Annotated in this window: 10 protein-coding genes; 2 read left to right on the top strand and 8 right to left on the bottom strand. The window is 48.2% G+C overall.

Translation table 11 applies throughout. The features are described 5' to 3' along the window. Positions 1 to 2: 2 nt before the first annotated feature. Together DESRU_RS05165 and DESRU_RS05160 are read right to left on the bottom strand one after the other, a co-directional pair. Positions 3 to 2,651, bottom strand: coding sequence for a valine--tRNA ligase (locus tag DESRU_RS05165; RefSeq protein WP_013841059.1), 2,649 nt, complete (start codon positions 2,649 to 2,651; stop codon positions 3 to 5). A 305-nt stretch (positions 2,652 to 2,956) separates the two neighbouring features. After that, positions 2,957 to 3,424 (bottom strand): TIGR04086 family membrane protein, encoded by a 468-nt coding sequence (locus DESRU_RS05160; protein ID WP_013841058.1) that lies wholly within the window; start codon positions 3,422 to 3,424, stop codon positions 2,957 to 2,959. Between the two features lie 167 nt (positions 3,425 to 3,591). Here DESRU_RS05160 and DESRU_RS05155 point away from each other — a divergent pair, with 167 nt between their 5' ends. Together DESRU_RS05155 and DESRU_RS05150 are read left to right on the top strand one after the other, a co-directional pair. Continuing rightward, on the top strand, positions 3,592 to 4,692 hold the full coding sequence (locus tag DESRU_RS05155) for an ABC transporter substrate-binding protein (RefSeq protein ID WP_013841057.1): 1,101 nt from the start codon (positions 3,592 to 3,594) through the stop codon (positions 4,690 to 4,692). A 29-nt stretch (positions 4,693 to 4,721) separates the two neighbouring features. Then, the gene (locus tag DESRU_RS05150; protein ID WP_013841056.1) at positions 4,722 to 5,834 is read left to right on the top strand and encodes an NAD(P)/FAD-dependent oxidoreductase; all 1,113 of its coding nucleotides are present in this window, start codon (positions 4,722 to 4,724) and stop codon (positions 5,832 to 5,834) included. Between the two features lie 41 nt (positions 5,835 to 5,875). Here DESRU_RS05150 and yihA read toward each other — a convergent pair whose 3' ends face one another. From yihA to tig, 6 genes are all read right to left on the bottom strand, one after another. After that, a complete protein-coding gene (gene yihA, locus DESRU_RS05145; protein ID WP_013841055.1) occupies positions 5,876 to 6,481 on the bottom strand; it encodes a ribosome biogenesis GTP-binding protein YihA/YsxC in 606 nt (201 codons plus the stop codon). Further along, on the bottom strand, positions 6,478 to 8,910 hold the full coding sequence (gene lon / locus DESRU_RS05140) for an endopeptidase La (protein WP_013841054.1): 2,433 nt from the start codon (positions 8,908 to 8,910) through the stop codon (positions 6,478 to 6,480). Before lon ends, yihA begins: the two co-directional genes overlap by 4 nt. 215 nt (positions 8,911 to 9,125) lie before the next feature. Further along, a complete protein-coding gene (gene lonB, locus DESRU_RS05135; protein ID WP_013841053.1) occupies positions 9,126 to 10,838 on the bottom strand; it encodes an ATP-dependent protease LonB in 1,713 nt (570 codons plus the stop codon). Positions 10,839 to 11,090: 252 nt separating this feature from the next. Beyond that, complete coding sequence (clpX, locus tag DESRU_RS05130; RefSeq protein ID WP_013841052.1) at positions 11,091 to 12,341, bottom strand: ATP-dependent Clp protease ATP-binding subunit ClpX; 1,251 nt, start codon at positions 12,339 to 12,341, stop codon at positions 11,091 to 11,093. A gap of 19 nt (positions 12,342 to 12,360) precedes the next feature. Then, complete coding sequence (clpP, locus tag DESRU_RS05125; protein ID WP_013841051.1) at positions 12,361 to 12,948, bottom strand: ATP-dependent Clp endopeptidase proteolytic subunit ClpP; 588 nt, start codon at positions 12,946 to 12,948, stop codon at positions 12,361 to 12,363. Between the two features lie 64 nt (positions 12,949 to 13,012). Then, entirely contained in the window at positions 13,013 to 14,317 is a 1,305-nt protein-coding gene (tig, locus tag DESRU_RS05120) for a trigger factor (protein WP_013841050.1), read from the bottom strand. Positions 14,318 to 14,981 lie beyond the last annotated feature (664 nt).

Here is a 14,981-nt window from a genome sequence, read left to right as displayed (position 1 = left end):
CCCTAAGCCTTGGTCTCAAACATGGCTAAACGATCCTTCAAGGCGGCAGCCTTTAGAGAGAGTTCTTCTTTCTTGGCTTTCTCCTTCTCCACCACATCCGCAGGCGCTTTGGCCAGAAAGCCCTGATTGTTAAGCTTACCATGAATTCGCTGCAAATCTGCTTCCACTGTCCTTAATTCCTTATTCAGCCGGGCCACTTCTTTCTCAATATCAATCAGCCCCCGAAGCGGCACAAAAATTTCAATACCACGGGTCACCGCGCTGGCCGCCTGATCCGGTTTCTCCAGCAGTTCAGCCAGCACTTGAACCTCCGCATTGGCCAAGGCCTGAACATAAGCCTGGTTTCTCTCCAGTATGCCCTGAATCCGAGGATCGCCGGCGACCATGAGGACTTCCGCCTTTTTGCCCGGTGGAACATTCATTTCTCCTCGTATACGGCGAATAGCGGTAATAGCCTCAATCAACAAGGCCATTTCCATTTCCGCAGCTTCATCCCTGAACTTCTCCTGAGGGCAGGGCCAGTTGGCCTGCATCACCGTCTCTCCCCGGTGGGGCAATTTTTGCCAGATTTCCTCGGTGATATAGGGCATAAAAGGATGCAGCAGTTCCAAGGTTTCCCTTAACACATGGACCAGTACTTTCTGTGCGGTAACCCGGTCTTCCGGCGTTGTTTTACCAAAAAGACGGGGCTTGGCCAGTTCAATATACCAGTCACAAAATTCGCTCCAAATAAACTCATATAATACCCGGGCCGCTTCACCCAGCTCATATTTCTCCAAAAATCCGGTAGTCTCAGCGGCAATATTCTGCAGCCGGCTCAGGATCCAGCGATCCGCCAGGGTATAATCCCCGCCTTGAGCTTGCTCATGATAATCCGCCAGGTTCATCATAACAAAACGGGAAGCATTCCATAATTTATTGGCAAAGTTACGGGCGCCGTCCAGGCGTTCAAAATGGAAGCGGATGTCATTCCCCGGTGTATTGCCGGTAATCAGCATAAAACGGAGGGAATCCGCCCCATGGCTTTCAATCACATCCAGGGGATCCACCCCATTGCCCAGGGACTTGCTCATTTTTCTGCCCTGGGAATCCAGAACCAGCCCATGAATGAAAACTCCTTTAAAGGGTTCTTCCTCCATGAAGTTCAAACCGGAAAAAATCATGCGGGCAACCCAGAAGAAAATAATATCACGACCGGTAACCAGCACCGAGGTGGGGTAAAAATGTTCCAGTTCAGGGGTTTTTTCAGGCCACCCCAGGGTGGAAAAAGGCCATAGGGCAGAGGAAAACCAGGTATCCAAAACATCCGGGTCCTGTTCAACGGCTCCCCCGCATTTAGCGCAGCGGGTCACCGGCTCTGCGGAGGCAACCATTTCCCGGCAGTCCTGGCAGTAATAAACGGGAATGCGATGCCCCCACCAGAGTTGGCGGGAAATGCACCAGTCCCGAATATTCTCCATCCAATTTAAATAGATCTTGGTAAAACGTTCCGGTACAAACTGAATGCGGCCGTCCTTGGCGGCCTCAATGGCCGGCTCCGCCAGAGGCTGCATCTTAACAAACCATTGCTTGGAAAGCATGGGCTCAATGGCGGTGTTGCAGCGGTAGCAATGACCCACGGCATGGCTGATGTCTTCTACCTTTACCAATGCCCCCAAAGCCTCCAGGTCCTGAACAATTCTTTTCCGGCATTCCCAGCGGTCTAACCCCTGATATTTACCGGCCTGCTCGTTCATCCTGCCGTGCTTGTCCATAACCCGGACCTCCGGTAAGCCATGGCGCCGGCCAATTTCAAAGTCATTGGGGTCATGGGCCGGCGTCATCTTCACGGCACCGGTACCAAAGGTGGGATCACAATAGTCATCGGCAATCACCGGCAGTTCCCTGCCTACAATGGGCAGCACCACTTTTTTTCCTACCAGATGCTGGTAGCGTTCATCCTCGGGATTGACCGCCACCGCCACATCGCCCAGAATGGTTTCCGGGCGCGTGGTGGCCACAATGATGGATTCTCCGGGGTCATCCTTGGAAAGGTATTGAATATAGTAAAGTTGTCCCGGTTTATCCAGATGCTCCACTTCAATATCGGAAATGGTGGTCTGGCAGTGGGGGCACCAGTTGGTAATATAATAATCCCGGTAGATCAAACCTTGTTCAAAAAGCCGCACAAAGACTTCCAGCACCGCCTTGGAGCAACCCTCATCCATGGTAAAGCGCTCCCGATCCCAGTCACAGGAAGCCCCCAGCCGGCGCAACTGGGTGGTGATACGGTTGCCGTACTGTTCCTTCCAGTCCCAAACCCGCTCCAGAAATTTTTCCCGACCCAAATCATATTTGGACAAGCCTTCTTTGGCCAACTGTTCTTCCACCTTCGCCTGGGTGGCGATGCCGGCGTGATCGGTTCCCGGAACCCAGAGGGCATTGTACCCCTGCATGCGGCGCCAGCGTGTTAAAATGTCCTGCAGGGTATTGTCCAGAGCATGACCCATGTGCAGTTGACCCGTAACATTGGGCGGAGGCATAACGATACAAAAGGGTTTTTTATCCCTCTCTACTTCGGCATGAAAATATTTCTTCTCCTCCCAGTGCTGATACCACTTATCCTCTACCTCTCTGGGATTATAAACCGTTGGGATGTTGCTTTGCGACACGTTAATCTCTCCTTATTTTTAATCATGGCTTAAATAACAAAATAAAAAACTTCCATCCTTCAAGGACGGAAGTCTTTTTCCGCGGTACCACCTTGTTTCCGGCACGGCATTCTACCGTGCGGCAACTCTCTAGACGATAACGGGTCCACCCGTCCAGACCTACTTTCTTTCAGACTGGCAACTCCGGGGCGACATCCCGGGGCACCGGACAGGAGGCCTTCCAGCCCTGGACCCCCTTCTCTAAGACCGTGCAATTCCCTGGAACTCCCCATCTTCGACTTTACCTACCCAATAGTTTAATCATTTTACCTTTCCATGTCAATAAAGCGGTAAATCTCTCTCCTGCCCCGGGATCGTCTCCTTACTGCCGGAAGATTTACGCCGATAATCCCCCCCAATGACCCAAGGAGGGCCATGGCGACCGTCAAGATAACCGGATCAAAAACAGGCAGCCCCAGACCTGCGCTAATCATGGCAAAGATGGCGCCATAAATGAATCCCGTCACGCCGCCATGCTGCCAGCCCCGGATTCTGGCCACTGCACCGGCACTCCCTCCGCCAATCAAAGCGGAGGCCAAAACCACAAACAAAACCCCCAGGGAAAAATGATAAACCGGTTGGTTGGTTATGGCCACCACAACGCCCATGAGAAGGAACACCGCCAGCGTTGCACTAAAAGCCCGCACCAAACCCGCCCCAATGGCCTCTCTCTTTAATAGCCTGTCCCCTGGTACCCCATGCTTATGCCATTGCACAAAAGTTAACCTGCTCATAAACGAACCTCCTTACAAATAAATTCTCTATACATATGTATGGGATATTCTGAAATTTATTCCTATATATCTACAAAATGGTTATGAAAATGGTTTGATCTAATAGATATATAACAGACCCGGTAAAAAATCGTTCTTTTTTAATTCCCATTTAGGAGGTTGAAAGGATGCGCTTCAAAAGGTGGTTCATGCTGCTGTTTTTATTGGCTATGATTGTCGCCATGGTTATTTTAAGTATCAAAACTTATTCACTCTTTGGGAAGGGCCCTGAAAAAACAGATAAAATCAGGGTGCTGGAAACTGAACGCACCCTGACGGCCCTGCCCCATTATCTTGCCCTGACCCTTGGATTTTACCGGGAACAGCAATTGGAGGTGGATTCCCTCCTCCTTAAAGACATGCCCGAGGAAGTGAAGCCGGATGCCCGAGGGGAAGTCTGGTTGTGCAATCTCACCCAGTGCCTGTTTACCCGTCCCCTGGGTACAGGGGCAGAACTGGTAGCCTTTGCCGGGTTAGCCCGCAAGGACGGAACCTTTCTTCTGGGCCGGGAGGAAAATTCCTCCTTTGCCTGGGAACAGTTACGCAGAAAATCAATCCTGGGCGATCCCCCTGATGACCAGTGCAATATTCTTTTGGAAGAAATATTAAGGAAAAATAATTTATTTTTACAACATCAGGTCATTATCATTCAAAATATTCCCCGGGATTTGAAGGAAGGAACCTTTGAGGCCGGTTTAAGCGATTATGTTTTAATGCCCGAACCCATGGCAACACGGACAGAGGAAAGCGGTCTGGGGAAAAAATTAACTGCCCTAAACACATCCCTGGATCCCGTTCCCTCGCTGGTTATGGCTGCCTCCCCCGTTTACCTGAAGCAGCATGAAAGAGAAGTACAAAAATTAACCAATGGTCTGTGCAAAGCCATGCTGTGGCTGGATTATCACGGTTCTGCGGAAGCAGCCCGGGTAATCGCTCCTTTTTTCCCGGAAATAAACCAGCCAACCCTAGTAAAAATGATTCAGCAATACAGGGATATGGGATTATGGGATCAATCCCCGGTGATTGCCAAAGAGGATTATGAATTACTGCAAAGTTTTGTGCGCAAAGCCGGGGAGCTAACCAATCCGGTGGAATATAGCCGGGGCAGCAATATGAAATTTGCCCAAAAGGCTGCCGGCACCGTGCAATATATTCCTCCGGAGCAGCAAAAAGAAAAAAGCCGGTGGGAAAAAATTAAATTTTATTTCCAGGATTTGTGGGCAAAATAAATTAACAAACCTTTAGTGGAGGTGAGCCCTTGAGGGTTGCCATTATCGGAGCCGGAATTTCGGGCTTGGCCTGTGCCCATGAATTAGAACGATTCCGTATTTTCCCGGACATCTATGAAGAACGTTCGCGAACAGGAGAGCTCTTTCCTCATGTAGGCGGTTTGCTGCAACTGATGAACCGTCCTGTCCGCGATCAACTGAAATGGCTTGAAAAAGACTATCATATAAAAATCAAGCCTCTAAACACCTGGAAAAAGCTCACCATGCACGCCCCCCATGTTTCCAAAACGGTTCACTCCGGCAAGCTGGGTTATTTTGTGGAGCGCGGCCAGGGAGATCAGTCCCTGGAAGTGCAGTTAAACAAAATGATTAAAAGTCCAATTTATTATAATTGCCAGGCTGATTATTCCGAATTGGCCCGGGAATACGATTACGTCGTGGTAGCCAGCGGCAATCGGGAAATTGCGGCTACCTTGGGTATCTGGAAAGATATATTTATTACCATGGTTCGCGGCGCCATTGTTCTGGGTGACTTCAATCCCGAAGAACTGAAAATGTGGGTCAATACCGACTATGCTCTGGGCGCTTACGCCTATTTAACCGCCTTCAACCGTACCCGTGCCAGTCTGGTTTTAATTCATGCCAATACCAGTGCTAAGGAAATGGAAAAAATTTGGCATACTTTTCTTAAGAAAGAAAACCTGGATTACCAGATTACGGAGGGGTTTTTACTGAGCCATGTGGCCGGAACCGTTTTCCCTCATCAGGTTAGAAACATCCTGCTGGTGGGATCGGCCGGGGGCTTTATGGAGTCCTTCCTGGGCTTCGGAGCGATCTCCTCCCTGCGCAGCGGTGTACTGGCCGCCCGTGCCATTGCTAAAAACCTGTCCTTCGATAAACTCTCCAAAAGGCTAGATGAAGAAATGAGAAGATCCGTAAGACTTCGGGAAATTATTAACACCATGAAAAACGAGGATTACGACCGTCTTGTTACAGTAGCAACCCTGCCTGTCATTAAACAGATTGCCTATAACAGTAACTTCCCCCTATTAAAGTACGCCGGAGATATTCTGGAACTGTCCCGGGCCTCAGTTGACTGGGAGAAAAAAAGCATCCTGCCCTCTCCCAAAAAGCAAAGGTAAAACCGCTACCCGGTGGGATAGCGGTTTAGGCATTGATTATACTATGGGTTTGGGACCGTTGCTTGGGCAATCCATTGGGCAATGACTTCCAGCAGCTCTTCCCTGCCCCGCCCGGTTTCGGCGGAAAAAGGAACCAAGCGGTGTTCCGGGGACAGAGGCAGTGTTCTTTTTATAACCCCCTGCTGCTTAGCCCACTGGTTATTGGAAAGTTTGTCTATTTTCGTGGCCACCACCACTGCCGGTACGCCGTAATGAGCCAGCCACTGGTACATTTGTTTATCCTGGGCGGTGGGTACATGCCGGCAGTCCAATAATAAAAAAACGCCCTGCAAATTGGCACGGTTTTTAAGATAACCTTCAACCATCTTCCCCCACCGGACCCGCACCTCTTCCGGCACCTTGGCATAGCCGTAGCCCGGCAAATCCACCATCATAAAGTTTTCATTCACCCTGAAAAAATTAATCAGTTGTGTCCTCCCGGGTGTCTTGCTGGTCCGGGCTAAACCTTTGCGGTTGAGCATTTTGTTAATCAGGGATGATTTACCTACGTTGGAGCGACCCACAAAGGCCACCTCGGGCAAATCCCCCGGGGGATAGCCCCCGGGGTTGACAGCACTGGTTATAAATTCAGATGACTGGATTTTCACGATGGTAACTGGGTTCCTCCTTGTTGCTGAACCTCTTGATGCTCCACACCGGTGGTGAAGGGTGGATTATCCATGGTTGCCGCGGCCTCAGGAACGGAAAGACTGTTGGTCTCTTCCTTTTCCAGCAGAGCCAGCTCCAAAACCTGATCCATATGGTCAACCAGTTTGAATTCAAGCTGTTTTCTAATGTTGCCAGGAATGTCTTCCAGATCTTTCTTGTTATCCAAGGGCATGATGATCATTTTAATCCCTGCCCGGTGAGCGGCCATCACCTTCTCTTTAATGCCTCCTACCGGCAGAACCCGGCCCCGCAGGGTGATTTCTCCGGTCATGGCCACATCGTGACGGACCTTTCGTCCGGTCAGCACCGAAGCAATGGCGGTGGCCATGGTAATCCCCGCTGACGGACCGTCCTTCGGAATGGCCCCTTCGGGAATATGAATATGCATATCGTATTTTTCAAATAACTCCCCGGGAATCTCCAGTTCGCCGGCCCGGCTGCGAACATAGCTGTAACCGGCCTGGGCGGACTCCTTCATCACATCTCCCAGTTTTCCCGTGAGGGTCATGCGGCCGTTGCCCTTATAGGTAGTTACCTCAATTACCAGGGTATCCCCACCCACTTCGGTCCAGGCCATGCCGGTGACAATGCCCACTTCGTCGTATTGTTCGGCCACGCCGTAACGATAGCGGGGAACACCCAAAAATTGCTCCAGGTTCTGAGCGGTAATCTTAACCTTTGTTGCTTCCTTGGCCACAATTCTTTTTGCCGTTTTGCGGCAGAGGGAGGCAAGGTTGCGTTCCAGACTGCGTACGCCGGATTCCCGGGTATATTCCCGGATCATCTTGCGCATGGCGGTCTCGGAAAGGCTAAGCATATCCGCGGTCAGACCGTGTTCTTTAATCTGCTTGGGCAGCAGGTGACGCTTGGCAATTTCCAGCTTCTCTTCTTCAGTATACCCAGAAATTTGAATTACTTCCATGCGGTCCAGCAAAGGCCGGGGAATGGACCACATATTATTGGCCGTGGTAATAAACATAACATTGGATAAATCAAAGGATGATTCAATATAATGATCGCTAAAGGTACTGTTCTGTTCAGGGTCCAAGACCTCCAACAGGGCTGAGGCCGGATCGCCCCGGAAATCACTGGCCATTTTATCGATTTCATCCAGTAAAAATACAGGGTTTTTGGAACCGGCCTGGCGCATCCCTTGAATAACCCGGCCCGGCATAGCGCCTACATAGGTACGGCGGTGGCCGCGAATTTCCGCTTCGTCCCTTACGCCACCCAAAGAAATACGGATGAATTTACGCTCCAAGGCCCGGGCGATGGACCGTCCAAGGGAGGTTTTCCCCACACCCGGAGGACCAACCAGACAAAGAATGGGCCCCTTCATCTTTTTAGCCAGCTTACGGATGGCCAAATATTCAATAATTCTCTCCTTGGGATTCTTTAATCCATAATGGTCATCATCCAAAATTTGTTCTGCGGCTTTAATCTCCAGGCGGTCCCGGGTACTTTTGCTCCAGGGCAGGCTGAGAACCCAGTCCAGATAATTGCGAACCACCGTAGCCTCTGCGGCCATCGGGGGCATTTTTTCCAGCCGTTCAACCTCTTTTATGGCCTTTTCTTCCACTTCCTTGGGAAGTTTGGCTTTGGCTATTTTCTCCCGTAGTTCCTCACATTCCGCAACCCGTTCATCTTTCTCGCCCAGTTCCTTCTGAATGGCCTTCATTTGTTCCCTAAGGTAATATTCCTTCTGGGTTTTTTCCATTTGCTTGCGAACCCGGATATTGATCTTGCGCTCCAGTTCCACAATCTCTAATTCTTTGGCCACAATGGAACAAAGCTTTTCTAAACGCTCAACAATATCAATGGACTCCAGAACCTTTTGTTTGTCTTCAATGCGCAGGGCCAGATGAGAGGCAATAATATCGGCCAAACGCCCCGGTTCCTCAAGGTTCACCACAGAAACCACAGTTTCAGGCGGAATCCGTTTGGAAAGTTTGACATATTGCTCAAACTGGTAAACCAGGCTTCTCATCAAAGCTTCTATTTCGGAACTCTTTTCAAATTCCTCAGAGTACTGGTCAATTTCCACTTTGAAGTAGGGTTCCAATCCTTCATATGTTCTTATTTTGGCCCGGGCAATGCCCTCCACCAGCACCCGGATGGTTCCTCCGGGAAGTTTTAATAACTGCTTAACCTCGGCTACCGTTCCTACCTGATAAATGTCGTCTACCCCGGGTTCATCGGTTTGCGCTTCCCTTTGGGTGGCCAAGAAAATCATTTTATTATCAACCATTGCCTCCTCAATGGCCTGAACAGATTTTTCCCGCCCCACATCAAGATGAATCACCATATAAGGGAAAACAAGAATACCCCTCAGAGGAAGCAAGGGTAGGGTTTTAATTTCGGAATTCACTGCCGCACCTCCTTGTATACTGTAATCTTATGTTGGTTAACTAGTGATTCAGAATACAGTAATAATAACACAAAAAGCAAAAGCCTTGCCACAGCAATAATTGCTAATAACGGAAAAAACCCAGCAATCGCTGGGTTATAAAAGCTAGAGCAAACTGATTTAGTCCCATTCTCCCTGACAGGATTTTTCACCTTTCTCATTAATTATGCTGCTTATCAGGATTTGGCAGAAGGCGATAAAAAGGCTGCCGCCGGAACATCCAGGGAAGTGGTCACCGGTTCCCACTGCATCGGCTTCTCCGTTTGCTTCACTAAAGCTCCCTGAATCACTTCATGCAAGGTTTCTACCGCTACAACCTCAATCCCTTCCATATTTTTAAAGATTTCCTGGTAGTTTTCCTTGGGAATCAATACCTTTTTTACACCTGCCTGACGGGCCGCTTCCACCTTGGCCAAAACCCCGCCCACCGGTTTAACCAGCCCCCGGATGGAAATTTCTCCGGTCATGGCTACTTTGTTGTCAACGGCGGTTCCCTTAATGGCTGAATAAACCGCCGTGGCAATGGTCACTCCGGCCGACGGACCGTCCACCAAGCCGCTGCCCAAAAAATTAACGTGAATGTCGTAATTTTTGGGTTCCACCTCCATGACCCTGCGCAGTACCGTCAGCACATTCTCCACCGAACTGCGGGCCATGCTCTTTCTTTTGATTCTTTTGCTATTTCCGCCAATTTCTTCTTCCTCCACCACACCGGTTACCGTAATCTGGCCCCGGCCTTCCTCGGCAGCAATCACGGTGGCTTCAACTTCCGATAAAACTCCCATGTTGGGACCATATACCGCCAGGCCGTTGACCACGCCTACCTGAGGCTGCGGGTTAATTTTGCGTTCCGGTCTCGGCGAATACTGTCCGCTGTGCACTACCCATTCGATGTCCCGGACCAAAATTTCCTTTCTATCTTCCGTTAACGCCAGCCCGCCGGCAATTTGCACAATATTTACCGCTTCACGCCCGCTGGTGGCGTAGCGTTTAATTACCTCCAAGGCCCCTTCCTCCAGGGGCAGGCCAATTTTTTCCGCGGCATTGGCGGCAATTTTCTCAATTTCATCCGGCAGCAGGGGTCTAAAATAGATCTCTAAACAACGGGAACGAATGGCAGGCGGAATTTCCTCCGGAGTACGGGTGGTCGCCCCTACCATGCGGAAGTCCGCCGGCAGACCGTTTTGGAAAATATCATGAATATGGGTTGGAATATTGGTATCTTCAGAACTGTAATAAGCGCTTTCCAAAAACACCTTGCGATCTTCCAACACTTTTAATAGCTTATTCATTTGGGTGGGGTGCAACTCCCCGATTTCATCAATAAAAAGCAACCCGCCGTGAGCCTTGGTAACCGCCCCCAGTTTGGGCTGGGGAATACCGGCCATGCCCATGGGGCCTGCCCCCTGGTAAATGGGATCATGGACCGAACCAATCAAGGGATCGGCAATGCCCCTTTCATCAAACCGGGCTGTTGTTGCATCCAGTTCGATAAATTTAGCCTTTTCTTTAAAAGGAGAACTTGGAGCCTTTTTGGCCTCTTCCAGAACCAACCTGGCAGCCGCGGTTTTTCCCACCCCCGGAGGTCCGTAAACAATAACATGCTGGGGATTGGGTCCACACAGAGCAGCTCTGAGGGATTTCAAGCCCTCCTCTTGCCCAATAATTTCATTAAAATTTTTGGGTCGGGTTTTCTCCGACAAAGGTTCGGTCAAAGAAATGGCTCTCAGGCGCTGGAGCTTCTCCATCTCTTTCCGGGATTCCTTTTCCACAGCCGTTTTATTTCCCTGCTGGGCCTTCAGCAAATTCCAGAAATATAAACCGATGACCACAGCAAAAAATACCTGTATGAAGGTTAGAAACCCGCCAAGACTGGTTAGTTCCCCCATGAACCATGCCTCCTTATTGATACAACTTATCTTGTATTATTGCTAAAAAAACTTTTTTTTACACATAAATAGCGAATCTGTTTTTCTTTAGGGTCCAGTTGCTGGTGATTGTCCTTAAGGGATTCCCTGTAGTCCTATTATTGATTGTTAAAACGGCCAAGGACAAGATCCTAAAGAAAAACCGATCGTCTAAACTGAGCCAAAAAATGAAAAAACACGGAGTATTAAGCTCCGTGTTTTTGACCTTTTAGGTTACGCGGTTTCTTCTTTCTTTTTTTTACTGTCCACCGTAATAAATAGAGGATCACCCTTCTTAAGAATGGCTTCTTTGGTGATCACCACTTTAGAAATATCCTCCCTGGAAGGGATGTCATACATAATGTTCAGCATGGCATCCTCCATGATAGCCCGTAAGCCTCTGGCTCCGGTTTTGCGCTTGAGAGCCTCCTTGGCCACCTCTTGCAGGGCTTCCGGCTGGATTTCCAGCGCCACCCCGTCCAGCTCAAACAGCTTTTCATACTGCTTGGAGAGAGCATTCTTGGGTTCGGTAAGGATACGCACCAAAGCTTCCTCATCCAGGGCTTCCAGGGTAACGATCACCGGCAACCGACCCACAAATTCGGGAATTAAGCCAAACTTTAAGAGATCTTCAGGCAGAATACTGGCCAAAATTTCACCGATTTTAAGATCTTTTTTGCTTTGGATTTCGGCCCCAAAGCCCATCTGTTTTTTACCGATCCGGTTTAAAATAAGCTTTTCAATACCATCAAAGGCACCACCGCAGATAAATAAAATATTGGTGGTATCAAGCTGAATAAACTCCTGGTGCGGATGCTTACGCCCACCCTGGGGCGGCACACTGGCAACCGTACCTTCCAGAATCTTTAACAGCGCCTGCTGCACGCCTTCCCCGGAAACGTCCCGGGTGATGGATGGATTCTCGGACTTGCGGGCAATTTTATCTATTTCATCAATATAAACAATGCCCTTTTCCGCTTTTTCAACATCATAATCAGCAGCTTGTATTAATTTCAGCAGGATGTTTTCAACATCTTCACCCACATAACCTGCTTCTGTTAAAGAGGTGGCATCTGCAATGGCAAACGGCACGTTTAACAAGCGAGCCAGCGTCTGGGCCAGCAATGTTTTACCACTGCCGGTGGGGCCCAACATTACAATGTTGCTTTTGGAAAGTTCCACATCTTCTACCTTGCCGCCAAGGTTAATTCGCTTGTAGTGATTATAAACGGCCACGGCCAGTTGTTTCTTGGCTGACTCCTGACCAATCACATACTGGTCCAGAATCGTTTTAATTTCCTTGGGTTTTGGTAGATCGCCCATGTCCAAATTGAGGTCATCGCTTAACTCTTCTTCGATGATTTCGTTGCACAACTCAATGCACTCATCGCAGATATAGACCCCGGGTCCTGCTACAAGCTTTTTAACCTGATCCTGCATCTTACCGCAGAAGGAACATTTGAGCTGGCCTTTCTCATTAAACATGTCTCCACCTCTTTTATCTTTACTTCCTATACGGCATCACCTCATCAATGATTCCGTACTCCTTGGCCGCTTCCGCCGACATGAAGAAGTCCCGCTCGGTATCCCTGGCGATTTTATCCAGGGGCTGACCCGTATGATGGGATAATCTTTCATTTAAAACTTCCTTGATTCTTAAAATTTCTTTGGCATGAATATCAATGTCGGTCGCCTGCCCTTGTACACCGCCCAGGACCTGATGAATCATAATGCGGGCATAGGGCAGTGAATAGCGTTTTCCCTTGGTGCCGGCGGCCAGCAGAAAAGAACCCATGCTTGCCGCTTGGCCCAGGCAAATGGTGGATACCGGGCACTTGATGTATTGCATGGTATCATAGATGGCCATTCCGGCAGTTACAACTCCCCCCGGGGAGTTGATGTAAAGGTGGATATCCTTTTCCGGATCCTCCGCCTCCAGGAACAAAAACTGGGCAATGACCAAATTTGCGATGTGATCCTCAATGGGGCCGCCAATAAAGATGATTCTGTCTTTCAATAGTCTTGAATAAATGTCGTAGGCCCGTTCACCCCTGTTTGTTTGTTCAACTACAATTGGCACCAAACCTGACAAGTTTATCGCCTCCTTGGATCTTTTAAAAGGGTAGATGTTAGGCTTACTGCATAGTCTATGTTTTTTATGCTTCCTTTGTGCTTTCTACAACTTTAGCATTCTCAGCCAGGAAGGCAACGGTTTTGCGACGGGCTATATCTTGAATAATATTCCCCATCTCATTCTGTAATTCCAAAGTTTTACGTACGATTTTCTCGTCCTGGCCTACATAGGCAGCAATTTTTTGAATTTCTTCGCTAATTTCCTCTTCGGAAACTTCAACTTTTTCAATCTTGGCAATGGCATCCAAAACCAGTTCATTTTTAACGTTGGTTTCTGCGTCCGGCTTCATCCGTTCCCGCATCTCATCAATACTGGTATTGGTATATTTAAAGTACTGTTCGAGATTAATCCCTTGTTGCATTAAACGCTGATTCAGATTATTTAACATTTCTTCCAGCTTGCGCTCAATCATAATCTCCGGTACTTCTACGGTGGCATTGGCCACCGCTGCTTCTACGGCACCATTTTCCACTGCCGATTTAGCCTTGCTACTGGCAGCTTCACTTAATTTATTCCGAATGTCGGACTTTAATTCTTCCAGAGTATCAAATTCACTGACGTCCTTGGCAAATTCATCATCCAGCGGAGCCAGTTCTTTCCTTTTTAATTCTTTGACGGTTACTTTAAAGGTGGCCGGTTTCCCAGCCAGATTTTCGGCGTGGTACTCTTCGGGGAAGGTCACATTGACCTCTTTGGACTCCCCGGTCTTGACGCCCAGCAGTTGTTCTTCAAAGCCTGGAATAAAGGTGCCGGAGCCAATGTTTAAAGAATAATTCTCTGCGGTTCCACCCTCAAAGGCTTCTTCGTCCACATAGCCGGTAAAATCAATGATGGCCGTATCACCCTGTTGAATTTCTCCTTCTACGGTAACCAGCTTGGCGTGGCGGGCCTGTAGTTTTTCCAATTCCTTTTGTATATCCTCTTCCGTTACTTCCTCGGAAGGCCTATTTACTTCCAAACCTTTATATTCACCCAGAGCAACTTCCGGTTTAACTTCCACAGTGGCTTTAAAAATAAGCGCTTTACCCGCTTCTCCCTGGACAATATCAATTTTAGGCTGGTTGATGGGTTCCGTTTCCGTTTCTTTCAAGGCCTGCATATAGGTTTCCGGAATGAGAATTTCGGCCGCTTCCCCAAAGAGGGTTTCCACACCGACGTATCTCTCAACCATCGCCCTGGGGGCTTTTCCTTTACGGAATCCAGGAATATTTACCTGACCTACAACTTTACGATAGGCTTTGTCCAACGCCTTGTTTACCTGTTCTTCCTCTACCTCAATTTGCAAAAGGACGGTGTTTTTCTCGATCCTTTCCGCGGTGGCTTTCATTATACAGTGCTCCTCCTTAAAAACATGGTTTATTTGGTAAATAAGTCATTACTTTTGCCAATGTATCTTCCACCCGGAAAATTTTTCATCTATTAGCTTTCCCGAATTCATGGCATATTATCTAGTTCTACGAAGGTTAGTTAACTCCTGCCAGCTTGCAAATCATTTAAAGCCAAAAAGGGCAATTTTTTCCAGATGGCTCAGTAATTAAAATACCAGGGCATAACCCTGGTTATCCAGCTTAAGCCCAATTATATCATAATGTTTTGGGTTTGCAAAACAATACTTGACGGCTGTTTCTATGCATTCTATAAAGACAAACCCACATTTTTTAGATCCATTCTTTAAATACACTGTATACATTTGGTTGACAATTGAAAAAACACTGAAAATTATGTTAAAATAGCTTATTAGGAGGGAAATTCATGTCAACTTGTTCTATTTGCAACAAAGAAGTCAGCCGATTATTGGAATGCTCGCTCTGTGGAAATGAAGTATGTTCGTCCTGTTATGAACAATGCAATTCCTGCAAACAGTGGTTCTGTCATCGCCATCTCATTTGTATTTATAAAAGAGTTCATCTTTGCGATCATTGTTACGCTGACCAGTTAAGAAATTCCGAATAACCCGGAGCCATGGCTCCGGGTTATTTTTTACCTCTCAT

The organism is Desulforamulus ruminis DSM 2154, assembly GCF_000215085.1.
GTDB lineage: Bacteria > Bacillota > Desulfotomaculia > Desulfotomaculales > Desulfotomaculaceae > Desulfotomaculum > Desulfotomaculum ruminis.
Note: the sequence above shows the minus strand (reverse complement) of the source record. Positions and strands in the feature narration are given on the sequence as shown.